22 protein-coding genes and 1 pseudogene are annotated in these 23653 nt (G+C 39.6%); 19 read left to right on the top strand and 4 right to left on the bottom strand.

The features are described from left to right. The 3 genes and pseudogenes from F9U64_RS09435 to F9U64_RS09425 all read left to right on the top strand — a co-directional run. A pseudogene (locus F9U64_RS09435) lies at positions 1–189 on the top strand (glutamine synthetase); the annotation flags it as partial. Positions 190–217: 28 nt separating this feature from the next. Continuing rightward, entirely contained in the window at positions 218–1369 is a 1152-nt protein-coding gene (gene solA, locus F9U64_RS09430; protein ID WP_194287325.1) for an N-methyl-L-tryptophan oxidase, read from the top strand. 140 nt (positions 1370–1509) lie between these two features. Next, positions 1510–2742, top strand: a complete 1233-nt coding sequence (locus tag F9U64_RS09425; protein ID WP_407647311.1) for an ammonium transporter — start codon at positions 1510–1512, stop codon at positions 2740–2742. Positions 2743–2907: 165 nt separating this feature from the next. Here F9U64_RS09425 and F9U64_RS09420 read toward each other — a convergent pair whose 3' ends face one another. Further along, positions 2908–4659: a cation:proton antiporter gene (locus F9U64_RS09420; protein ID WP_194287332.1), complete on the bottom strand. Its 1752-nt coding sequence runs from the start codon at positions 4657–4659 to the stop codon at positions 2908–2910. A gap of 343 nt (positions 4660–5002) precedes the next feature. Between F9U64_RS09420 and F9U64_RS09415 the strand changes: the two genes are divergently transcribed. The 14 genes from F9U64_RS09415 (at position 5003) to F9U64_RS09350 (ending at position 18683) form a co-directional block, all read left to right on the top strand. Continuing rightward, complete coding sequence (locus F9U64_RS09415; protein WP_153402789.1) at positions 5003–6325, top strand: ammonium transporter; 1323 nt, start codon at positions 5003–5005, stop codon at positions 6323–6325. A gap of 125 nt (positions 6326–6450) precedes the next feature. Beyond that, positions 6451–6705: a hypothetical protein gene (locus tag F9U64_RS09410; protein WP_153402787.1), complete on the top strand. Its 255-nt coding sequence runs from the start codon at positions 6451–6453 to the stop codon at positions 6703–6705. A gap of 26 nt (positions 6706–6731) precedes the next feature. Next, positions 6732–7136 carry a cupin domain-containing protein gene (locus F9U64_RS09405; protein WP_153402785.1) on the top strand — a complete coding sequence of 135 codons (405 nt, stop codon included), beginning with the start codon at positions 6732–6734 and terminating at the stop codon, positions 7134–7136. A gap of 71 nt (positions 7137–7207) precedes the next feature. After that, on the top strand, positions 7208–8218 hold the full coding sequence (locus F9U64_RS09400) for a heme-dependent oxidative N-demethylase family protein (protein WP_153402784.1): 1011 nt from the start codon (positions 7208–7210) through the stop codon (positions 8216–8218). Then, the gene (locus F9U64_RS09395) at positions 8218–8733 is read left to right on the top strand and encodes a dimethylamine monooxygenase subunit DmmA family protein (protein WP_153402782.1); all 516 of its coding nucleotides are present in this window, start codon (positions 8218–8220) and stop codon (positions 8731–8733) included. Before F9U64_RS09400 ends, F9U64_RS09395 begins: the two co-directional genes overlap by 1 nt. Before the next feature lie 21 nt (positions 8734–8754). Next, the gene (locus F9U64_RS09390; RefSeq protein ID WP_153402780.1) at positions 8755–9711 is read left to right on the top strand and encodes a PDR/VanB family oxidoreductase; all 957 of its coding nucleotides are present in this window, start codon (positions 8755–8757) and stop codon (positions 9709–9711) included. Positions 9712–9828: 117 nt separating this feature from the next. Continuing rightward, positions 9829–11043, top strand: coding sequence for a Zn-dependent hydrolase (locus F9U64_RS09385; protein ID WP_153402778.1), 1215 nt, complete (start codon positions 9829–9831; stop codon positions 11041–11043). A gap of 257 nt (positions 11044–11300) precedes the next feature. Continuing rightward, a complete protein-coding gene (locus tag F9U64_RS09380) occupies positions 11301–11894 on the top strand; it encodes a histidine phosphatase family protein (protein WP_153402776.1) in 594 nt (197 codons plus the stop codon). 50 nt (positions 11895–11944) lie between these two features. Further along, the gene (locus F9U64_RS09375; RefSeq protein ID WP_153402774.1) at positions 11945–12775 is read left to right on the top strand and encodes an MBL fold metallo-hydrolase; all 831 of its coding nucleotides are present in this window, start codon (positions 11945–11947) and stop codon (positions 12773–12775) included. A 45-nt stretch (positions 12776–12820) separates the two neighbouring features. Next, positions 12821–13783, top strand: coding sequence for an ABC transporter permease (locus F9U64_RS09370; protein WP_153402772.1), 963 nt, complete (start codon positions 12821–12823; stop codon positions 13781–13783). 12 nt (positions 13784–13795) lie between these two features. Beyond that, positions 13796–14704 carry a carbohydrate ABC transporter permease gene (locus tag F9U64_RS09365; protein ID WP_153402770.1) on the top strand — a complete coding sequence of 303 codons (909 nt, stop codon included), beginning with the start codon at positions 13796–13798 and terminating at the stop codon, positions 14702–14704. 59 nt (positions 14705–14763) lie between these two features. Beyond that, a complete protein-coding gene (locus F9U64_RS09360; protein WP_194287324.1) occupies positions 14764–16389 on the top strand; it encodes an extracellular solute-binding protein in 1626 nt (541 codons plus the stop codon). A gap of 249 nt (positions 16390–16638) precedes the next feature. Beyond that, positions 16639–17661 (top strand): LacI family DNA-binding transcriptional regulator, encoded by a 1023-nt coding sequence (locus F9U64_RS09355; protein ID WP_153402761.1) that lies wholly within the window; start codon positions 16639–16641, stop codon positions 17659–17661. Between the two features lie 221 nt (positions 17662–17882). After that, positions 17883–18683, top strand: coding sequence for a YtvA family blue-light photoreceptor (locus tag F9U64_RS09350; RefSeq protein WP_153402759.1), 801 nt, complete (start codon positions 17883–17885; stop codon positions 18681–18683). Positions 18684–18914: 231 nt separating this feature from the next. Here F9U64_RS09350 and F9U64_RS09345 read toward each other — a convergent pair whose 3' ends face one another. Continuing rightward, positions 18915–19937: a C40 family peptidase gene (locus tag F9U64_RS09345; protein WP_153402757.1), complete on the bottom strand. Its 1023-nt coding sequence runs from the start codon at positions 19935–19937 to the stop codon at positions 18915–18917. A 214-nt stretch (positions 19938–20151) separates the two neighbouring features. Between F9U64_RS09345 and F9U64_RS09340 the strand changes: the two genes are divergently transcribed. After that, positions 20152–21411 (top strand): FAD-binding protein, encoded by a 1260-nt coding sequence (locus F9U64_RS09340; RefSeq protein ID WP_153402756.1) that lies wholly within the window; start codon positions 20152–20154, stop codon positions 21409–21411. Between the two features lie 38 nt (positions 21412–21449). On the opposite strand, the gene F9U64_RS09335 is transcribed toward F9U64_RS09340, so the two are convergent. Beyond that, positions 21450–22862 (bottom strand): Glu/Leu/Phe/Val family dehydrogenase, encoded by a 1413-nt coding sequence (locus tag F9U64_RS09335; protein WP_153402754.1) that lies wholly within the window; start codon positions 22860–22862, stop codon positions 21450–21452. 16 nt (positions 22863–22878) lie between these two features. Beyond that, on the bottom strand, positions 22879–23343 hold the full coding sequence (locus tag F9U64_RS09330; RefSeq protein WP_153402752.1) for a DUF421 domain-containing protein: 465 nt from the start codon (positions 23341–23343) through the stop codon (positions 22879–22881). Positions 23344–23525: 182 nt separating this feature from the next. On the opposite strand from F9U64_RS09330, the gene F9U64_RS22945 reads away from it, so the two are divergent. Further along, positions 23526–23653 (top strand): carbon starvation CstA family protein (locus tag F9U64_RS22945; RefSeq protein ID WP_228275657.1); only part of this gene is annotated, 128 nt, incomplete at its 3' end.

Below are 23653 nucleotides of genomic sequence, written 5' to 3'. Positions count from 1 at the left end.
AATGCCAGCAAATTACCTACTACTTTGCAGGAAGCAATTACAGAATTGGAGCAGGATGCTGTATTAATGGAAGCCTTAGGTACAGACTTTATGAAAACATATATTAATAGAAAAAAAGAAGAATGGGCAGAGTACCACGATTTTATCAGTTCATGGGAAATCGAAAAATATTTGAAGGAAGTCAATTAAATTGTGAGAAAGCTGGGAGATGAATGTAGTGGATAAACAATATGATGTAATTGTTTTAGGAGGCGGATCGATGGGTTCTGCCGCTGCTTATTACCTGGCAAGGGAACAGAAAAAGGTGATGGTTATCGATCAATTTTCAATCCCTAATCAACGTGGCAGTCACCATGGTCATACAAGGATGTTCCGGCTTGGTAATGGAAATGGCGGTCAGTATGTTCCTTTAGGAAAAGAATCCCTCCGTTTGTGGAAGGAACTTGAAGAAGTATCAGGCAAGACACTATATAACAAAGCTGGTGCCCTCACGGTAGGTCATCAGCAATCCACTTTTGTAAAAGAAGCTGTGAAAAGTTCCATCAGCAATGATCTGGTATATGAAGAAGTGGATGCAAAGACAATCATGGAACGGTGGCCTGGGATTCAGATTCCGGACGATTATTACGGCTGCTTTGACCCGGAATCTGGTTTTCTTTTTAGTGAAGAATGTATTGAAACATATAAACAAGAGGCAATCAAACTAGGTGCAGAGGTCATCGAGAATCAACCAATATTGAAAATGGAGATGAAGGAAGATTGTGTCACCTTATATACAGCTGAAGGACAGTATCATGCTTTGAAGCTTGTTGTTACAGCAGGCGCATGGTTGCCAAAACTTTTGCCGTCTATGAATCTGCCAATTCAGCCAGTGCGAAAAACAATCGGGTGGTTTGAACCTGTTGTCGACAGCTTATACAGTGAGGATTTTCCTTGTTTTATCTTTGATACAGACACCATTGGCCACTATTACGGTTTTCCTGATTTCGATGGCGGCGGTGTGAAGTTAGGGAGAATGGATTTAGGCTCTGATTGTGATCCTGATAAGCTTGGCCAAGAGTTTGGCGCTTATGCAGAAGATGAAGGAGATATACGGAATTTTCTGGAACATTTTCTGCCCGGAGCTGCAGGTAACCTGGTCAAAGGAGCTGTGAGTATGTTTTCTATGACTCCTGATGAGGATTTTATCATTGATCTCCATCCTGAATACAAAAATGTTTGCCTTGCTGGAGGGTTTTCTGGTCACGGATTTAAGTTTGCCAGTGTTGTTGGGAAAATTTTAGCCGATTTGTCGATTGATGGTCGAACGGAATATGATATATCCTTTTTAGGCTTGAATCGATTTTCAGCATTGGAAGAAGTAAAGTAACAAAAAACCTGGAGGTGGGTCCATTGTTAAAAATTAGAAAGATAATGATGATCTCTTTGGCATTACTGCTTTTATTCCCTTCCAATCTGTTTGCAGCAGAAGCGGCAGAATCTGCTATAAGTGCCGGGGATACTGCCTGGATGCTAATCGCCACTGCTATCGTTATCTTTATGCACGTTCCTGGTTTGGCCTTGTTTTATGGCGGATTGGTCAGTGACCGGAATGTTGTCTCAACAATGATGCACAGTTTTGTCAGCTTGCTTGTTGTCTCGATCGTCTGGGTATTATGGGGCTATACGTTAAGCTTCGGTACAGATATTGGCGGTTTGATTGGCAGCTTTGAATTTTTTGGCTTTAATAATGTTGGTGATGAAGCAATGGGTACTATTCCACACTATATTTTTGCCATGTTTCAATGTGCCTTTGCTGCCATTACTGTTGCGATTATTTCCGGGGGAATTGCCGGAAGAATTTCCTTTCCTGCCTGGATATTATTTTCTGCTTTATGGGTAACTTTTATTTACTCTCCAATGGCTCACTGGGTATGGGGCGGCGGCTGGCTATATGAGATGGGAGAATTGGATTTTGCCGGTGGGACTGTTGTTCATATTCTCTCGGGAGTCAGTGCGTTAACAGCTGCAATTGTTATTGGCCCACGATCCAATCATTTAGAAAAAGGACATCATCCACATAATATTGTGCTGTTTCTAATTGGTGCTGCAACACTCTGGTTCGGCTGGTTTGGCTTTAATTCCGGCAGTGCGCTTGCTTCTGGTGGATTAACCGCTCTTTCTTTTGCGAATACACAGGTCGCTGCATCTGCAGGTGGTCTGGGCTGGCTGTTCATTGAATGGATTCATCGCAAAAGACCAACACTAGTCGGTGCTGCTACTGGGGCGATCGCAGGATTAGTTGGAGTCACACCTGCAGCCGGCTTTGTCACAGTGCCTTCAGCTATCATTATTGGTTTAATTGCCGCACCAGTAGGCTACTTCGGGATCCATTTTGTCAAAGCCCGCTTCAAATATGATGATACGTTAGATGCTTTTGGTGTCCATGGGCTTGCAGGAATCTGGGGAGCAATTGCTACTGGATTATTTGCCACAACCTCTGTGAACGAGGCTGGCAACAATGGTCTGTTTTACGGAAATCCTGAACAATTGCTTCATCAATTAATTGGTGTTGGTACGGCAATTTTATTAGCGACTGTTGGTACGTTTGTTATTTTAAAAGTAATCAGCTTGTTCATGCCTTTACGGGTAAGTAAAGAAGACGAGCTGAGAGGGCTTGATCTTAGTTTTCATGAAGAACGGGCTTATTCGACTGTTGCAACAGCAAGTACTGATAGTAAATCGACAAGTATTCCCTCTTAAATTAGGATGTGGACATAAAAACGACATCTGCTCAAGCAAAGGGTGCTTGAGTAGACGTCGCACTTATGCCCTTGGGTAAAAGCGAAGTATTTTGACGGAGCGAAATACGAACCTGATATTTCATGAACAAAAACACGGACACTTTCGAGTTCGGGTTTTGATCGTTTAATATCGTTTTGTCTCAGCCTCCAGTACGATTAGTTGATCTCCTGCATCAAGCATGAGTTTATCTTTAAATGTGACAAATACCATGCTGCCATTTTTGCGTTTGATGCATAATGGTATTCCTTCTGATTTCCATTCATTTTTTAAAATAGTCTGTTTATTTTTAAATTCAATTGTCTTCAATATATAGCCAATGTTCACCTTTTTGTTTAACTCGGTAAATGTTGCTCCTTCACCAAACAGCAAATTGGCTTTTATAGAGGGCGGGACTTCTTTATGCTCGGACTGAAATCCTCCAACTGGCAGAGAAAAAGTGTTATTATAACCGAACTCGGGAAAATAAGTTTGGCAAACAAGCGCATTATAAGCTGCATCTCCCCTCATTGCCAAAATGGTATCATATGGTGTCATATCTATTTCAAAATCACTGTGCTCTGAGAGAATTTCTCCATGGTATGTCGCAATCCCAAACTTTCTGGCACGAGATAATTTATCATAAGATGTATCTGTAATGAGTACAGATGTCCCTAATTCTTTTAAATGTTTGGCAAAGGCAATGGAAAAACTGCTTGCCCCAACAATCATTACCCCTGAAGACTCTGTATTAGCAAGTCCCAGCTTACGAGCAAAGGGGCCGATCGTAAAACCATGTGCGCAAACCGTGATAAACACTAAAGCTAACGTAAGTGGTGTTAAAATCGTTGCATCCTGGTAGCCATCCTCTATCAATAGCTCGGCAAAATAGCCTGAAACAGTTAATGCAACAATCCCTCTTGGTGCAATCCAGCCGACAAGTGCTTTCTCCTTTAAACTCAGTTCTGTTCCAATAGTAGATAACCAAATCGACAATGGTCTAACAAGAAAGAGCATGGTGATAACAAATAAAATAATCGGCCATGTAAAAACATCTATAAGTGTCTCTCTTGTCAGGGAGGCAGTTATTAAAATAAAAACAGTGGATGTAAGCATAACCGAGATATTTTCCATAAAGTGGCCGATACTTCCAATCGAGTGAACATACTTCTTGGACCGCGCCAACGTCAGACCCATGACAGTAACAGCAAGCATACCTGTTTCATGCATGATCGCTTCTCCAAATATGAAACAAATTAAGACAAAGCAAAAAATAATGGGGGACTTCATATATTCTGGAAATAACCCCTTACCAACGAAAAAGCTAACTAGAAAACCAATTGCGAACCCGACTGAAGTTGCTAGAATCGAATCAACAAAAAACGGAATGAAATCAATAAATTGAAATGGTCCCTCTGAGGTTATTTTAAAAATCTCATAAGCAAACAATGCAAGCAGCGGACCAATTGGATCTACGATAATTCCTTCCCATTTCAGTACAGAAGCAACTCGAGGAGGTAACTTTGCTTGCCGAAGCAGGGGGATAATGACAGTAGGACCTGTCACAACAAATAACCCGCCAATAATAAAAGAGATCTCAAGACTTAATCCAGCAATTAAATGTGCCGCAAACGAACCGCCGATCCATGCCAAAAGAGCGCCAAAGGTTACGATACGATAAACGGACTTAGAGATCCCTCTCACCTCACGAATATCAAGGCTTGTACTTCCTTCAAACAAAATCAGTGCGACAGCCAGAGAGATAATGGGACTATATAGCCCCCCTAATTCAGCCTGGGGGTTGACTAAACCTAGCATAGGACCAATGAAAAGTCCGGCAATCGTCATGATCACAATAGATGGCCACTGTATTCGCCAGGCCAGCCATTGGGAAAACATACCGAGAGAAATGATGATTACGATACTAATTAATGTAAGTTCTTGCGGAATATAAATCACCCTCTACTTAAAAATCGAAATTGTATTCAATAGTAAATTTTATAACTTATAAGGTAAAAATGCCACTTTATCATAGCACTAAATGACTTTCCTACTCAAAGTCACCCGTTATCTTTTTCCCCCGATAGAATGAAATATCTCCAATATTTTTTGTTCTCGCAAAAACCAAGTCAGATATCCTGACAGTATCTCATTATGTTGGAAAATAACGTTTCAATAAAGCCACAATTTTGAGATTATGATTGTGAACTAAATAATACGGAAAAAGGAGCTGGTAAATGTTATGGATTTAGCAGAACTGAATGAGGCATACCAGATGCTTGGGAATATCAGCATGGAAATCTATTATTGGTGGGCAATTGCATTTATGTTTGCCATTCATGCAGGATTTTTGTCATTAGAAGTTGGTGTATCAAGGGTGAAAAATGTGTTAGCGTCCTCTATTAAAAACTTTATGACCCTTGCGATTGTTTTCCCTACCTTTTATTTCTTTGGCTGGTGGATTTATAATGCTTTTACGAATGGACTTATTCCCCGCTTTGATGAAGTCGCATTAGCGGCATTGCCATGGTCAAGCAGCATGGGGCCAAACTTGTCAGATAATATGACAGGAGTTTTCTGGGGAGCTTTTGCTTTATTTGCTGCCACTACTGCCTCGATTCTCTCAGGTAGTGTTATCGAGAGAATTCGCTTGAGTGCCTTTGTAATTCTGGCTAGTATTCTGGGGTCAGTGATTTGGATATTAGGTGCATCATGGGGATGGCATGGGGAAGGCTGGATGCTGCTCGAGCTTGGTTATCATGATGTTGGTGCATCAGGTGTTGTTCATTTAGTTGCTGGTTTCTTTGCTTTCGGTGTTGTTCTAAATCTCGGTCCAAGGATTGGTAAGTATTTAAAGGATGGAAAGATAGCTAAAATTCTTCCACATAACCTTCCATCCACCTTTTTAGGCCTTATGTTAATATTCGTCGGTTTCTTCGGTTTTCTTGCAGGCTGTTTAATTTTTGTTGTTGGCGATCAATGGACGACCATTTACGGCACTCCTGCCACATTATCAGCATTTGCTTTTAATGGGCTGATGGGTTTTGCTGGTGGAATTATTGGTGCCTATATCGGTTCCAAGGGTGAACCATTTTGGACGATTTCAGGAGGACTTGCCGGATTTATCTCCGTAGCGGCAGGCATTGATCTGTATCACCCTGCTCTCGCTTTAGTGATTGGTGCAATTGGCAGTTTTCTCGTTGCTAAAATCGGTGAGTTGTTAGAGAAAAAAGGAGTGGACGATCCTGTAGGGGCAATTTCTGTTCATGGTTTTGCCGGCGCCTGGGGTGTTGTTGCTGTCGGAATTTTTGCAGCAGGCTATCCCAATATAAGCGGGCCTGAGATTTCCTTCTTCGGTCAATTGGCGGGCATGTTGATCAGTGCTATGTTAGGTTTTATTCCTGGATTTGTTATCTCCTTTGTTATGAAAAAAATGAATGTACTGCGTATTCCTGCTGAAGTTGAAGCGGTAGGACTTGATATATCTGAAGTACCAGCCTCTGCTTTCCCTGAAGGAATTCCTGTTACCAATGATATTTCTTTTTTTAATAAAAAAACCAGTTAGATAATCTGACAGAGAATCGTACGAAATCTTATTATATGGGAATTTATGGTTTGTTGCTTTGGTTCTATATGACATAATCACATTAAGTTAGTGGACAATTCCAAAAATAGAAAGGAGATTTTTTAATGAATACAAGTCCAATCAGTACATGGGAAGGTGCAGAAGCTTATTTTACCTTTGCTTCTAATTCTGTCGGGTTGATGATCTGTCTTTTGGCTGCAGTTGCTATTGTCGGGGTGCTTATTGTCACAATGTTTCGCCATGAACAGCACAGCTTTCAACGTACCATCGCTTTATATCCGCAATATATGAAACAAGAGGAAGAAAAGCAAGTGGAAAAAGAAGTTGCCCCAATGGTTATGGAAGAAAATATGGCTTAAAAAAATTTCAAGGGAGAGTGAAATAAATGAGTGAAAAAGTAATCGATTATCAGTATTTAAGTGTAAAACCTGGAGTGCAGTTAATTAAAAAAGGTACTTATCCAATGGTAGAGCTTGATCAGAAATTAGGAATCCCAGGATTAAAAAGCCAGATTATCGATGTACCTGTTACAGACAAGAAAGATGCCTACCAATTAGGATACTTTGCGATGCAGCCAGGGGAAGGGTTTGAATTTACTTATACCTATTTAGAGATAAAAGTAGTCGTTAGCGGCAGTATTACTGTCCATGATGACCAAGGAGTAAAATATACGGCAGAAGTTGGTGATGTATTTATTTTCACACCAGACACAACGGTTTATTTTGATGGCGAGAGTGATGGTTCTGCTGTTTACACAGGACACCGCATGCCTGAACCGGATTTCATGTAATCAGGGATCGGCTCAATTTGTCCTTGGACAGTTGAGCCTGTCCAATACTTTTTAGAAGGAGGAATAATAGAATGTCTGCTTTAAATGAGGATACTACCCATTCTTCTGTTTCATTGATAACACCTGAGCCGCTGATCAAAAGATTTCCTTTTCCATTTCATGAGGATTCCTACCGCTATTCCAATAATTCACGCCAGCTGGAATCAGGGCTGTGCCTGGAAGTTACACCAGAATATGAGGAAGAAGTGGAAGAGAAAAGAGCATTATTAAAGGAAAATCATATGAAATGCTATCAATCTTTTTCCCATACAATCGAGGCACAATGGGAAGTGCTTGATATGATTATCCATGAGCTGGCAGAAGTATATCCTGATTATTTTTCCATCGAAAAGCAAGGGGATCAATGGACTTTTTCTAACCATCTTCTAAAGGAACAGTATAGCTTCACTTTTGGCGCAGAAAATACATTACCTGCTGAACCACTTGACTTTATTGGGCGTCACGTGCAGGAAGATCTTGTGATCGTCTCACAAAGGGATCAGGACTTATATATGGATGCAGGCCAGGTCTGCTTTCCGGCTAACTGGTCATTAGTATTTGATGTGGGGATGACATTTACCGAATGGCATTCACCTGTTCCCGTTTTTTCTGACAAGTTGGCAGCCAAGGTGCGTGATTTTCTGATGAGAATGGAAGCAGGCAAGCCATGGACCAGATATAACTGGACATTAACGGTTGAACATGTCTTACCAACCTTTGCAGAGGATTTTGATCTTTGGGCACCGAAAAAAGATAAAGTAACAAAGGAAAATATCGGTGAACTTGTCCACTTACGGGTGGAAGACCAGCGATTATTCCGCTTGCCTAAGTCCAATAGCATTTTATTCAGCATTCATTCCCATTTGATCAGTTTGAAGGAATTAGCAGAGAACCAAGTGTGGCTGGAGCATTTCCGCAATATTATTGATGATTTGCCAGAATATATAGCCGAATATAAAGGTTTTTCAGAATATAAACCATTGTTATCAGAATGGTTAACAGACACACTGCAAAAACAGGTTGAACAAGGAGGGAATGTCTAATGCCAACAATGGCGCAAACCGCAGACCATAAAATCGAGTTACCAGCTTATGCAAATAAAATCATGTTGATTCTGGATGAAAGAGGAATGAAAGAATTATCATTCTCAGAACTGGACAAAACGGCCGCAATCATTGAGGTATATTTATTAATGGAAGCGAACACTACCATCCCTAACGATGAAGTAAGCTATGACAAGCTGGAAGTTATACGATCATTAGTTATACCTGATTTGCTTTTTGATCAAAGGATTGGAACCTATGTAATATTGGGATGTGAAGCAGGTATGGCAAACTCTTTAAAAAAGCAAGCAGAGCAGGCGGGATTTTCTGACCAGGAAATTCGTGTCCTATCAGTCGGGGAAGTAGAAGCAAAACTGTTCTGTGTAAAATGCTATCACTATAACTCTATCAACAGCCAAGACACTGTTCTTTGCAAGCATTGTCAAACAAAGCTGGATGTGTCCACACATTTCTCCAGAGTAAGAGATGCTTATCTAGGTTATGTTGCGATATAGTCAAGAGGGGGTAGAAGTTCATTGCAGACGAAATCATTACAAGTGCTTGTTAATAGAATTGAAGACGAAACAACTAATGTGAAATCATTCACTTTAAAGTCGCTGAAGGGAGAAAGGCTTCCCGGATTCAGTCCAGGTTCCCATATCACAACAAATATTCATTATAAGGGGGAAAAGCTGGAACGCCATTATTCCATCGCCTGTGATCCATCTGTCAGTAACCAATATGTGCTTGGTATCCGTAAAAGCGAAACATCAAGAGGTGGTTCAGAAGGATGGCATCAAATGATCAAAGAAGGAGATCTTCTGGAGATCAGCTATCCAAAGAATCACTTTCCGCTAAGCTTTCGGGCGAGAAAGCATCTCTTCTTTGCTGCAGGGATTGGAATCACACCGTTTATTGAAATGATGTTTTACTTAAAGAAAAAGGGAATAGATTTTGACCTTCATTATGCAGCAAAGTCGAAGGAACTCTGTCCGTTTTACCAGTTGATCACTGAAAATTTTCCGGACCAAAGCCATTTTTATTTTTCCTCATCCAATCGCAAAATGTTTCCTCAATTAATGAAAGATCAGCCGATTGGGACACATGTTTACTTTTGTGGTCCTGAATCAATGGTAAAGCAGTTTGCAGCATATGCTCAGTCAGCTGGCTATCCACAAGGAAATATTCATTTTGAATTGTTCTCCCCGCCTGATATGGGCCCAGCTTCCCCTTTTAATGTAAAACTGCTGAAAAGCAAGAAAGAGATTCATGTTTGTGAGAAAGATACCTTATTAGATGTGCTGTTAAGGGAAGGAATTGATGCCCCATATTCTTGCAAAGTAGGAGGATGCGGCAGCTGTCTATTAGAGGTTGCTGACGGTATTGTCGATCATCGTGATCAATTTTTAACGGAAAAGGAGAAGGAGAACTTACAAGTGATTTTGCCTTGTGTTTCCAGAGCGAAATCTGCCAATCTTATGCTAGATTTATAGAGTGTAAAATCATCTGATTTTATGCTCTTTTTTTTTGCTGTATTCTCATTATATGGGAAAACACTCTATATAATTGAGAGAAAGTCAGCGATGATAGAGGGATAAGGAGGGGCGATTATGCAGATTAATAAGACGAGATTAAAAAAGCGGCTGCTCGAATTAGCACAAATTGGCGGTAACCCTAAAGATGGATGGACGCGACTTGCTTTTTCAGCGGAAGACCAGCAGGGAAGGGCACTTATTAAAAGATATATGAATGAAATTGGATTGTATATAGATGAGGATCCTGTTGGGAATATCTTTGGCAGAACAGAGGAAAACCGAGAGAAAGCTGTTATTGCACTAGGTTCTCATATTGATACAGTGCCAAATGGCGGAATGTTTGATGGGGCACTTGGTGTAATCAGTGCATTGGAAGTGGTTCAGTCATTAAAGGAAAAGCAAGATTCGCTGAAGGTACCGTTAGAAGTTGTTGTGTTTGCTAATGAAGAAGGTTCACGCTTTAATACAGGGCTAACTGGCAGCAGAGGGTTGACTGGCAGTTTGCGAAAAGAAGAACTTAATTTCCTGGACAGTGATGGCATCTCTTTGGGAAAAGCAATGGAAGCATGCGGATTTGACCCTGCTAGGTTGGATCAAGCAAAAGCAAGAAACGGCAAGTATCAGGCCTTTTTCGAAATCCATATTGAACAAAGTGACCGTTTGGAAATGGAAGGTAAACAGGTTGGCCTTGTCGATACGGTCGTTGGCCAATTAGTGATCGAATGCGTCGTATACGGTCAGGCCAACCATTCAGGAACAACGGTGATGACCAGAAGAAAAGATGCCCTTGTCGGTGCAAGCAAAGTAATTACAGGAATCCAGGAGCTTGCCCTGCAAATGGGCGGTGATTTTGTAGCAACTGTAGGGAAAATTGATGCCTATCCTAACAGTGTGAACAGTATTCCGGGAAAAGTGTCCTTTACGGTGGATATTAGAGATATATCTCATGAAAAGATAATACAAGGATTGGAACAGGTAAAATCACTACTCAAACATGCTGTGGGAGATGGTAACTTCGAACTTCGTGTTTTAGAAGAACAATTGCCAACTATTTTGTCTAGGGATTTGTCAGGAATAGCAGAATCGATTTGTCAAAGAGAAAATCTCCCTTATCAGTATGTTCCAAGTGGTGCCTGCCATGATGCACAGGTGATGAGCATGATCACAGACAGCTGTTTAATTTTTGTTCCAAGTATAGGTGGTGTCAGTCATTGTCCTGAAGAAAATGTGGAGTGGGAGGATGTATATATAGCGGCGGAGTTATTATATAGGGTGGTAGAGGGAATTTAATTAATAGATAGATATAGAGTCAAGAGAAGCATTCATTTGATAATGCTTCTTTTTTAGTTGGATAAAGACTAAGTTATGTTGATTATTTTGGGCTAAATAGAGAATGGTGAGAAAAAATATAATAACTGTATATAGATTAGTTAAAACTCAAATTAATAATCTCTTAACATTAAATCAATACAACGTTAACAATAGTAGTTTATTCTAAACCTGGAACGTTCCAAAAGACAATTTGGCAATAGCTAGGGAGTGAAATGATGACAAGGATTGTATTTGTGCGTCATGGTAATACAGATTGGAATATTGAGAAGCGAGCACAAGGCCATTCGAGTAATTCCTTAAATGAGATGGGCTTCAGGCAAGCAGAATTGGTGGCAAGACGCCTTTCCGAAGAAAAATGGGACATGCTTTATGCCAGTGATCTGTTAAGGGCAAAGCAAACAGCCGAAATAATCTCCTCACAAATCAATTTACCGATAATATTTGATCAGCGATTACGAGAAAGAAACAGAGGAATAATTGAAGGCACAATTGAAACAGAACGAATTCAGACTTGGGGAAAGGACTGGCGTAATCTCGGCTTCTGGCAGGAAAGTTATGCTTCGCTAAGAGTTAGAGGGAGACACTTTGTTGAAGAAATGCATGAACGCTATCCTGGTAAGAATATCCTGGCGATCACTCATGGCAGGCTGCTAATTGAAACATTGTATGAACTGGTTCCCAATGAAACAAATAATGAAGATCTACTGAATAATACATCTATTACAATCATTGAAATGAATAATAACTGCTGGAAATATGGCCTTTATAACTGTACTCGCCATTTAAAGAGTGAAGCAATTACCCAATAATCTACGAAAAAATGCCAAGGATGTTTTTAAAGTGAAGGAGAATAAACAGGATGAAAATTACTTTTTTAGGGACAGCAGCTGCTGACCAAATTCCATCACCATATTGTAATTGTCCAAGATGTGATTATGCAAGAAAGCATCGCGGGAAAGACATGCGTAAACGGTGCAGTTATTTGCTAAACGACAATTTACTGGTAGATATGAGTCCTGACCTGCTAGCAGCCTGTTCCATGCATGGGGTGCACCTGATGGATGTGAAGCATGCATTGGTGACACATAGCCATGCTGACCATTTTGATGCAACCAACCTTGTGGTACGTAAGCTAGGGTTCCCGGAGCATGAAAAGCCGCCACAGCTGGACTTTATTGCACCACCTTCTGTCATGACTCTGCTCAATGCTAGAGGAGTAAGGGATACAGCAATGGGAGTACGCCGGATACCTGTATTACCATATGATCAGGTTGAATTGCCAACATATCAAATTAAAGCAATCAAAGCAACACACTATCCGACTGTTGGCGATGCAGTCAATTATATGATTGATGATGGCACTTCAAAAGTTCTGATTGCTTCTGACACAGCGGTTTATAAAGAGGAAGTCTGGCCGCATCTGGAAGGAATGGAGCTTGACCAATTAGTGATTGAATGCACAGTTGGTACAAATATAGGATTTAAGGATGGACAGACAAGACATTTAAGTATAGATGGTGTACAGACAATGGTGGAGAAGATGAGGGAAATTGGAGCAATAACAGACAAAACCGCCATTTGCGGAACCCATTTCACCCATAAACATTGCCCATCTCATGAGGAGTTAAGTAAAGTGCTTGCAGATATCGGTGCAGAATGTGCTTATGATGGTTTAATACTTGAATTTTAATAATAGGAAAGATAACCGAAGGATGCTCAATCTAAGGAGGGGAAAATGGATACAGTACAAAAAGTGAAACACTCAAGCATGAAAAAGAAGAGAAAGATAAAGACATTTGCAACTATCAGAAAAATGGCAAGGAACTGGGAGCTTTATCTCTTTCTTTTACCAACAATTACATACTTTATTATATTTAAATATGTTCCAATGTATGGCCTCCAGATTGCATTTAAAGATTTTATCGCGGTTGACGGTATTTGGGGAAGTCCATGGGTAGGTTTTGAACATTTTATCCGTTTTTTTGAATCCTATCAGTTTTGGAATTTGCTAAGTAATTCTTTGCTGATTAATTTATACCAATTACTTTTTGCCTTTCCGATTCCGATAATTTTTGCATTGATGCTCAATCAGGTAACAAGAAGCCGATTTAAGAAGCTGGTCCAGACGGTTACTTATGCACCTCATTTTATATCCGTAGTAGTACTTGTTGGAATGATTTTTATCTTCCTGTCACCTTCTAACGGGTTTATTAACAATATTATACAGCTTTTTGGCGGGGAACCAATTTATTTTATGGGAAGTGAGTCATGGTTTAAAACAGTGTTTGTTGGTTCGGAAATCTGGCAGACAACCGGTTGGAGTGCCATTATTTTTCTTGCAGCCCTAAGTTCGGTTGATCCGCAATTGCATGAAGCAGCAATTGTCGATGGTGCAAGTAAATTACAGCGTATTATCCATATTGATATCCCTGGAATCCTTCCAGTCATTATGATTATGCTCATCTTAGAAATTGGAAATTTTGTGACATTAGGGTATCAAAAAGTATTGCTGATGCAGAATGATTTAAACATTGCCTCATCAGAAGTTGTGCAAACATATGTATATAAGTCCGGGTTATTAAATACACAATTCAGTTATGCAGCAGCGATCGGTTTATTTGAAAATGTCATCAATTTCGTTTTGCTTATCATGATGAACCAGCTGGCCAAAAAATTCAAACAACAAAGTCTCTTCTAGGTGGTGAGATAAATGGATAGTTTAGCAAGAGTTGCAAGATCGAAAAATGATAAAATCTTTGACTTTATTAATTACAGTATTTTAACAATTATTCTGTTGGTTGTGCTCTACCCTTTATATTTGATCGTCATTTCTTCTTTCAGTGATCCGGTAGCTGTCAATTCAGGAAAGGTGATGTTTTGGCCAGAAGGTTTCACACTGAAAGGTTACGAGATTTTACTGGAGAACAGTGAAGTTTGGCGAGGATACCTTAATTCCATGTTATATACCATTTTATCGGTGATCGTTAATCTTATTCTGGTAATTCCAGCAGGATATGCATTGTCCCGAAAAGATTTAGTTGGCCGAAACTTTTTCATGTTCTTCAGTGTATTCACTATGTTTTTTAGTGGAGGGTTAATTCCTTCCTATTTACTTGTACAGCAGCTGAATATGATTGACACCATTTGGGCGGTCATTATTCCCTCAGCTGTATCTGCATTTCATTTAATTGTTGTAAGAACATTTTTTCAGACAACCATACCTGATGAATTGTTAGAGGCAGCTAAGATGGATGGATGCTCAACAACTGTATTCTTTCTGAAAATTGTTGTCCCTCTGTCTGCACCGATTATTGCGGTAATGGCATTATTTAGTGCAGTGAGTGAGTGGAACTCCTATTTTTCTGCATTAATCTATTTACAGGACCAGGCCTTGTATCCATTGCAGTTGATCCTGCGAAGTATTCTTGTTGCAAGCCAGGATGCAGCAACAGTCACTGATGGAGCAGTTGATCCGGAGTTGATTGCTGAACAGCAGCAATATAAAGAACTGATTAAGTATTCCTTGATTATTGTATCAAGTTTACCTGTATTGGTGATATATCCATTCTTTCAACGTTATTTTGTAAAGGGGGTAATGATTGGGTCCATTAAAGGTTAACAGGTTGCAATTGCCAGTAAGTGTACTTCTAATCTTAATAAAACATGGAGGGATTTAAGTTGAAAAAGAAAAGTATGTTGATGTGGATTTTAGGTATCGCTTTGTCTCTGACTCTTTTAATGGCAGGCTGTTCCAATAGTGATGCAGATGCCAGTGAAGAAAGTGCTGGTTCTGATACGACTTTTAACGAAACAGGGCTGCCAATTGTAGAAGAAGAAATAACATTAGAAATTGCTGGACCTTATGATGCGAGAACTGGTTCGGATTACAACAATCTAGAAACAATTAAAGAAATCAATAAAGATACGAATATTAATATTGATTGGCAATTGAGCCCAAGTTCTGATTGGACAAGCAAACGAAACTTAATGCTGGCAAGTGGGGATTTGCCTGATGTTGTTTTAAAATTAAGCCCGTCAGATGTAGTGGTCGGTGGAGCACAGGGAACTTTCCTGCCGCTTGAGGATATGATTGCCAAGTATGCACCTAACTTCACCAATTTTTTAGAAGAATACCCGGAGGTTAGAGACTCGATTACTGCACCAGATGGGCATATTTATTCGATTCCATTAGCGAACATGGCGAAGTATAAACGTGTAAGTGGTAACTCCTTGTGGATTAATCAAAAATGGCTGGAGCAAGTTGGAATGGAAATGCCAAAGACAACAGAAGATTTTAAAAAAGTACTCGAGGCATTTAAAGCAGAAGATATGAATGGAAATGGTGATCCAAATGATGAGGTTCCTCTTGCTGGCATTTATGGAGATGGCCTGCATGGATTAGGTTTCCTTTATGGATCATTCAATACTCTTGATGAGACATTCATTGTCAAAGATGACAAGGTAGATTTTGTTCGAACAAGCCCTGAATATAAAGAGGTAATAAAATATATTAGTTCCCTTTATCAAGCAGGTTTAATTGATCAGGAAATGTTTACATTAGAATCATCTGATTTAATTTCGAAATTATCTTCTGGTGATAAAGCGAATGTTGGCGCATTTTATGGCTGGAGTCCTGACCAAATTACCAATCCGGATTATAAATGGGATTATGGTTCCCCGGTGCTTGCATTACAAGGGCCAGAGGGGCATCAGGTAAGAGGTTATTTGAACCCACAACTTAACCCGGCTGTTTTTGCAGTTACGAAAAAGAACCAACACCCAGAGGCAACGATTCGCTGGATAGATAAAGCGTTCGACCCAGATATGTCCTTTAAATTGCGGGAAGGCCCGAACCGTGTAGAACAGGTAGCAGACGGAAAATATGAAATTGTGCCAGAACCAGAAGGATTTACAGCAGGAGAGTGGCGTGTTAAAGAAACACCTTATAATAATTTCCCTTATGGATCAACACAGGAAATGAGAGAACAGCTTGATCTGTCCAATTTAAAACCAGGGGTGCTTGACCCTGATAAAGATGAGTGGTTTGATTTACAAGAACCAAATTTAGTAGAATGGGTTTTCCCGGAAATTCTATTTACAAACGAACAGTATGATGGGATTACTAGATATCAGACAGATATAATGGCATATACGGATGAAATGGCAGCAAAGTGGATCACAGGTGCGGCAGATATTGAAGCTGATTGGGATACTTATGTGAAAAACCTGCAGGAGATGGGATTAGAAGACTATACCCAAATCTATCAGGATGGCTATGATACGTATAAAGCGAATCAGCAATAATCCTGTTATCACACTAGCCATAAGATAGCCACCTGAAATATTATAATAAACTCCTCTGGTAAACGGCTGGAGGGGTTTATTTTTATCTGAAAGCTAATCATCTGTAAAACTTCCACTTATTCATAGTCTCAAGTTATATTAAATAGGTAGAATATGAACCAGTACATCTTATATAATTAAAAGTAGATAAAATGGACGTATAAATAAATTATTTTGAAACAATTAATTGCAGTAAAAGGCGGTGAGTTTATGGTTACTATTTGGGATGTAGCGAAAGATAGCAAAGTATCAAAAAGTACCGTATCCCTGGTTATTAATAACAGTGATGCTGTAAAGATGGAAACAAAGCTAAGAGTCCTTGAATCAATCAAAAAGTTAGGCTATGTGCCAAACATGGCAGCAAGGGAATTGCAGACAAAAGTAAAGAATATTTTAGGGATGGTATTTCTCGTAAATGAGTCTGCACAAAAGTCACATTCCTTTCATTCCATAACAGAGACACTATTTTATGACACATTCTCTGGAATCTCATCACAGCTAAAGGATACAGATTACGGGCTATTAAGTGAACGGTTCTCTGCAGTTAATCAAACATCACTCCCTTCTCTTATTAAAAATAATCGGGTGGATGGTGTTTTTATTATTGGAGGGCTTTTTAGTGAAGCATTTATAAAACAACTGCAAGAAAGGAAAATCCCGGCGGTATTAGCTGGTCGTTATTTCCCTGGAATTGATTCTGTTGCTCCTGATGTGCATCATGCTATCTATACTGGTGCAAAGTACTTGTTGGAAAACGGCCATCGAAATATCGCTTTTATTAACGGGCCAGAACAAATGCAAGTTGCCCAACAGAAACTGGAAGGTTTTGAGAAAGCCCTTCAGGAGACGAGTGAAACGGTAATGGATAAGGCAGTGGTACATACTGATTATACTGGCACAGCGGGCTATCAGGCGATGAAACAAATTTGGGAAAGTGGCAAACGACCAGATGCTATCCTTGCTGCCAGTGATGGAATTGCAGTTGGGGCAATGAGATACTTGTATGAACAAAATGTACGGATACCTGATGATATCTCGATAATGGGATATGAACAATCCATTATCTCCGAACATGCGATACCAGCACTGACTACAATGAATATCAGTAAAGAGCAAATGGGAGAAGAGGCATGTAAAATGCTGCTGCGACGAATAGAAACTCCAAATGCAGAAATTGTCAATCACACGGTAGAAACATCATTAGTGATTCGGGACTCTGTAAGAAAACGGTAGATGAGGGTGTGAGAATAGAAATGAAGGGGGAGTAGAATTAATAGTGATCACTTTATCATCTAAAATAAATGGAGCTAGGAAGTTTCGTATCTTAGCTTCCCATTTAAATATAAACTTCGTAGATAAAATGATAAACTGCAGGAATAATTAATCAACTCCCGTAACCTCTTTCTAGTTGTATTGGAAGGAAAATCCATGATACAATAAAAGTAATTTGGTCAATGCAGGAGGAGATTCCTACGAAAAATCTTACATTATTTGAGAAAGCTATAAACCGTACAAGAGTTGGAATGATCATTACAGATCCCTCAGAGATTGATAACCCTATTATCTTTGCTAATGATGGATTTTATGAGTTAACAGGCTATACGAGTAATGAGGTAATAGGGAAAAACTGCCGCTTCCTCCAAGGTGAAAAAACAGATAGAAGAAATATAGACAAAATTCGTGAAGCTATTAAACAAGAACAGGCTGTCGAAGTTCAATTGTATAATTACAAAAAGGACGGTACTGGTTTTTGGAATGAGTTGACGATTGACCCTGTCTGGATAGAGGAAGAACAGAAGATGTACTTTGTCGGCATTCAAAAGGATGTTACAGAGGAAAAAGAAAATACGCGCAGATTGCAAGAGACATTAACAGAGATTGAGGAGATATCTACACCGATTGTTCCAGTAACAGAAAATGCGGTAGTACTCCCACTAATAGGGAACTTTACTGATAACAGGTTTGATGCTACATCCAGCAGACTATCCTATTTCTTCGAGACTGCCGAAGAAGATTACCTAATCATAGATTTATCAGGTTTACTTGAAATGGATACATATGTTGTTTCAAAATTTCTGCAAATTAGCCAACTTGCCTCATTAATGGGCAAAAAGACTTTACTTGCAGGTGTACGTCCGGACTTGGCGTTAAAAACGCTTGGACTTGTAGACACGGTTGATAAGATCTCTACATTTGTAAACGTTAAAAGTGCACTTGATTATATTGCAAATAAAAAAGAGGGTTCCTTAGATTAACAGGAACCTTCTTTTTTGTGTTATATTGCAGCCTTTTAAGTGGTTATATTTCGATACAATTTTTTATAAAACATTTTCATATTTATTTTTTTTAGTTTGAAAGATAATAGAAAGGGGAAATATGAAGTAAGAAATGCTTGGAAAAATTAATAGAACACCAATATACCCGAATGAAATGCACAAAAAACCCCTTTATCATCTTTTGCTAAATGACAAGGGGTCCATAATCTATTAATTTATGGCTTGGTATAGTGTAAGTGCAAATTCTGCACGTGTTAATTTTTTATCAGGTCGGTAGCTTTCATCTTGAAATCCTGCTACAATTTTATGCTCTCTTAGTGCAGTTATCGCATCAAATGATGGATGAGTTGCGGGAACATCAGTAAAGGCTGGTGCACCGCTTGTATATTGTAAACCGAAAATATTGGATATTAGAACAGCAGCTTCCTCACGGGTTATTGATTCATCCGTGTTGAAAGTCTGGTTTGTTATATAATCAAGGTAGCCTTTCTTCTGTGCTGTTGCAATCTCTGCTTCAGCCCAATGACCTGTTATATCTGAAAAGTCAGCTGTTAGTGATGTTTCAAAACCAACCGAACGCATTAAAAGAGCTACTGCTTCTGCACGTGTTATTTGATCATTAACGCCAAATGTATTTTCATTAATTCCATTAATGATATTCTGTTTATAAAGTGATTCAATTTCATCTTTTGCCCAGTGATTAGCTGGAAGGTCGCTGAAAATTTCACTTGTCGCAATCTGTGCAGCAGGAAGGGCAGATACCTCTACCTGTGTAATCTCTTTTCGTTTATCCTCACTTAACACACGTCTTGCTCCGATATAAGTATTACTCCAATAATTCAAATCCAATGAACTGATAGTAACACCACGGCTTGAAGAAGCGTGAATAAAACTATTATTGCCTATGTAAATTCCTGCGTGGGAGACACCTTTTCCGGAAGTATTAAAGAATACGAGATCTCCAATTTCCAAATTAGATTTAGAGACTCCTTGCCCTTGTACGGCCATGTCTCTTGTTGTACGAGGTAATGTCTCACCAAATTGGTTATAAACATAATTTATGTAACCAGAACAATCAAATCCGGCAGTTGTTGTCCCTCCCCACTTGTAAGGAGTTCCTATGTACTGCTTTGCTACCTCTACCAATTTACTTTCCTGTGCCTGAACAGCGTTTTGCGAAGTTATCATGAACCCAAATAATATTAGGACTAATGTCATCATTACTTTTTTCATTATCTCACCTCTCAACACGCCGATTATACCACGAATTATGACGATTAAACATTACAGTTATATTACAAAATAGTTCATATGTAATGTTAATGTATTACAAATCGACTAAGGAAAAATGAAACTACCACCAATACTGAAAATCTGCTAGAATATACTTGTACGTTCAAGTGACTCTCATACCTCGAAAGCAGGTATAGTAAAGGAGACTAGACTTATGGCAGAGCAGCGAAATTGGGCAGGTAATTTCATATACAGTGCAGTGAATTGGCACATGCCCGAAAGTGTTGAAGAAATTCAAGAGCTTGTGAAAAAATGTAACCGTTTGAAGGTGACAGGATCCAGACACTCATTTAACAATATAGCAGATACAACAGATCAGATGATTTCACTTGAGAAACTCAATCAAGTTATTTCGTTTGATAAAGACAAACGAAAAATAACGATGGAAGCAGGGATGAAATACAGTGAGGTGTGCCAGTATCTTGAAGGTACCGGGCTTGCAATCCATAATCTTGCCTCACTGCCGCACATCTCGGTAGCAGGTGCCTGTGCAACAGCAACACATGGATCTGGTGACAAAAACGGGAACCTTGCTACAATTGTAAGCGGTTTGGAATTTGTTGATGGGAAAGGGGATCTTCATTCTATTTCCCGTGAAGAAAATCCAGAAGAAATGAAAGCATTAGCTGTCAATCTTGGGGCAGTGGGGATTGTTACAAAGCTTACACTTGATCTGATCCCGGATTTTCAAGTAAAGCAAGATGTATACCAGAATCTATCATTGGAAGCATTTCGAAAAAACTATGACACAATCTTTTCAAGTGCCTACAGTGTAAGTTTGTTTACAGATTGGAAGAGCGAGCAGTTTAACCAGGTATGGCTGAAAGGTGCTGTTACAGAAGAGGATGCTTGTAAAGCTGAAGCAGAACTTTTTGGAGCGTCCCTTGCTACAGTTAAATTGCATCCTATTTCCGGGCATGGGGCAGAGCATTGCACAGACCAGTTAGGAATTGCTGGTCCATGGCATGACCGCTTGGCACATTTCCGCATCAATTTCACTCCAAGCAGTGGAAAAGAATTACAAAGTGAATACATTATTCCGCGTGAAAAAGTGGTAGAGGCAGTTAATGCCATATTACCATTGCGTGACAGTATTGCCCCATTGCTGTTTGTTTGTGAATTAAGAAGTATGGCTGCAGACGACTTATGGATGAGCATGAATTATCAACAGGAATCTATTGGAATCCACTTTACATGGAAAGATGAATGGGATTCCGTCAAGCAGGTGCTGCCAAAGATAGAAGCGGCATTGGAGCCGTTCAAGGCCCGTCCGCACTGGGGTAAATTATTTACAATGGGTCCAGACAGAGTTAAATCTTATTATGAAAAACTTCCGGAATTTCAGGAGATTGTAAAGAAGTATGACCCTGAAGGCAAGTTTCGTAATGAATTTTTGGATCAGTATATTTTGTGAGAGTGAAAAAAAGGGACAGAACTCCTGTCCCTTAGCCATTAATATAACTTTCCATGCCGATATAATAATGTGAAAAGTCGTTCAACAGCATTTATATAGCAGATTTCCCGGATTGTTTTGAAATCTGATTCCTGGAAGTAAGCTTCAAAAATTTCAAGGAAACTGTCCCCCATATGGTTATACATCTCTTCGAAAACAGCCTCTTCAGTGAAAAGCTCCGTAATTCGGCCTTGTTTCCACTCTAAGTATGAGACAATAACACCGCCGGCATTAGCCAAAATATCCGGGATGACGATTCTTCCCTGATCTCTTAAAACTTTGTCAGCATCGCTTGCTATTGGGGCATTGGCTCCTTCAACCAGAATGTTTGCTTTCACGTCTTTAACATTATCGATGGTAATCTGATTTTCTAATGCAGCCAAGATTAAAACATCTACATCTATTGTCAGTATTTCATTGCGGTTTCTTATTTCTGCTTCCACTCCAGCATCCTGTAACTGTTGTTCCGTTTTTGGCAGATTGTTGTGGATTCTGGCAAATTCGATTAAACGGGGAATATCCAGACCCTTTTCATTATATAATGTTACCCCTGCATCACTCACAGAGATTACGCTGTGGTTAAGGTTACTGCATTTATAAGCTTCTAATGCAGCAATACTGCCAACATTTCCAAAACCTTGCACAGCTAAAGAGATTGGTTCACCGCGGTCACTCTTTTCATATAATTTCCGAAGATAATCAATTTGCTCATCTCGTTTATCATTTTTATCTGTGTCAACACGGTTGGAGTGCTGGCGGGTCCACTTCTCCACAAGCCACCAGTAACTGTGAAATGTCCCTTTTCCCGTTGCTTCGCGGCGTCCTTTTGCCCCACCATTTATAATACTTTTCCCTGTGAATGAGCCTTGATAATTCTCTCCTGGATGAATGGTCTTGTATTCTCCGACCATCCAATCCATCACACGTTCATTTGTCCCCATGTCTGGTGCAGGAATATCATGGGTAGGCCCTATATCATTCGCAAATCGCTGTACATACTTCTGTGAAACACGAAACAATTCCCTTTCCGAATACTGATCGGGATTAATCACAACCCCACCTTTTGCCCCGCCAAATGGCAGTCGGTGAAGCGCATTCTTTAATGTCATCAAGATAGCCAGGTTTTCCACCTCGCCTTCATCCACTGTTTCATTAAAGCGGATGCCTCCTTTGTAAAAGCCGGCGATATTGTTATGCTGGACACGATAGGAGGGGATCCGGACAATCTGCCCATCATCTCTTCTGACCCGGAGATAGCTTTTAATTACCTTATCTGTTGTAGTCAGCACTTCTTTCGCAGATTCGAATCTCTTCTCACGCTCCTCCTTAGTTAATTCAGGAATAAATCCCTCTTTTTGATTGAGCTGGTCAATCGCCTGACGAATTGTAACTTGCGTATCTACTGTTGTCATTGTACTCTCTCCTTCTTTACTTTTTTATAACAGATAATGAACCATTTGTTTCTAAGATCACTTGCTTGATTTGGCTCATATCATCTTCACCGCTTTCTCTGACTGCCTGCATGATTTCTTCTTTATGCACGCGTTCCTTTTTCAGAGTTTTTGTTAAAAACTTATCTTCATAAAATAAAAGAGCTGGTTCTGATTTGATTGCCTTATTAAAAAAAGGGATTTTCACAGTGAAATTTGATACTAAGTATTGTAAAAATAAAACAACCAGGATACTGGCAAATCCAGCTGATATTGTTACCTTGCTGTTGGTTAATGTAGAAGCAAGGATCGAACCTAATGCAATGGTGACAACAAAGTCGAATGCATTTAGTTTGGCCAGGCTCCTTTTCCCAAAGATTTTAAGTGCTAGAATAATAAAAATATAAATGCAGACACCTTTGATCAGGATGTTCACGATGGTGTTAAAATCGCTGAAAAGCATACCATACCTCCCGTAATAAGTCCCTTTTACCTATCTATTCCCTGTTATGCTTACCTTTACACTTAGGGGCGAGGGGAGAGTTTTCTAACTCCTGTTTTTACCACTTGCCAACTCCCATATTACTGGTTAAAATAAAGTTAGTAAGCAAGCGTTTTCACACAACTAGAAAAGGAGGGCTTATTATGGCCACTTTCCTCATCTCTATTCTTTTATTAATAATTGGTTACTTCACATACGGAAAGGTAATTGAACGAATATTCGGTCCGAAAGATGACAGAGATACACCAGCACAATCAATGAATGACGGGGT

Source organism: Gracilibacillus oryzae (assembly GCF_009498735.1).
Taxonomy (GTDB): Bacteria; Bacillota; Bacilli; order Bacillales; family Amphibacillaceae; genus Gracilibacillus; species Gracilibacillus oryzae.
Note: the sequence above shows the minus strand (reverse complement) of the source record. Positions and strands in the feature narration are given on the sequence as shown.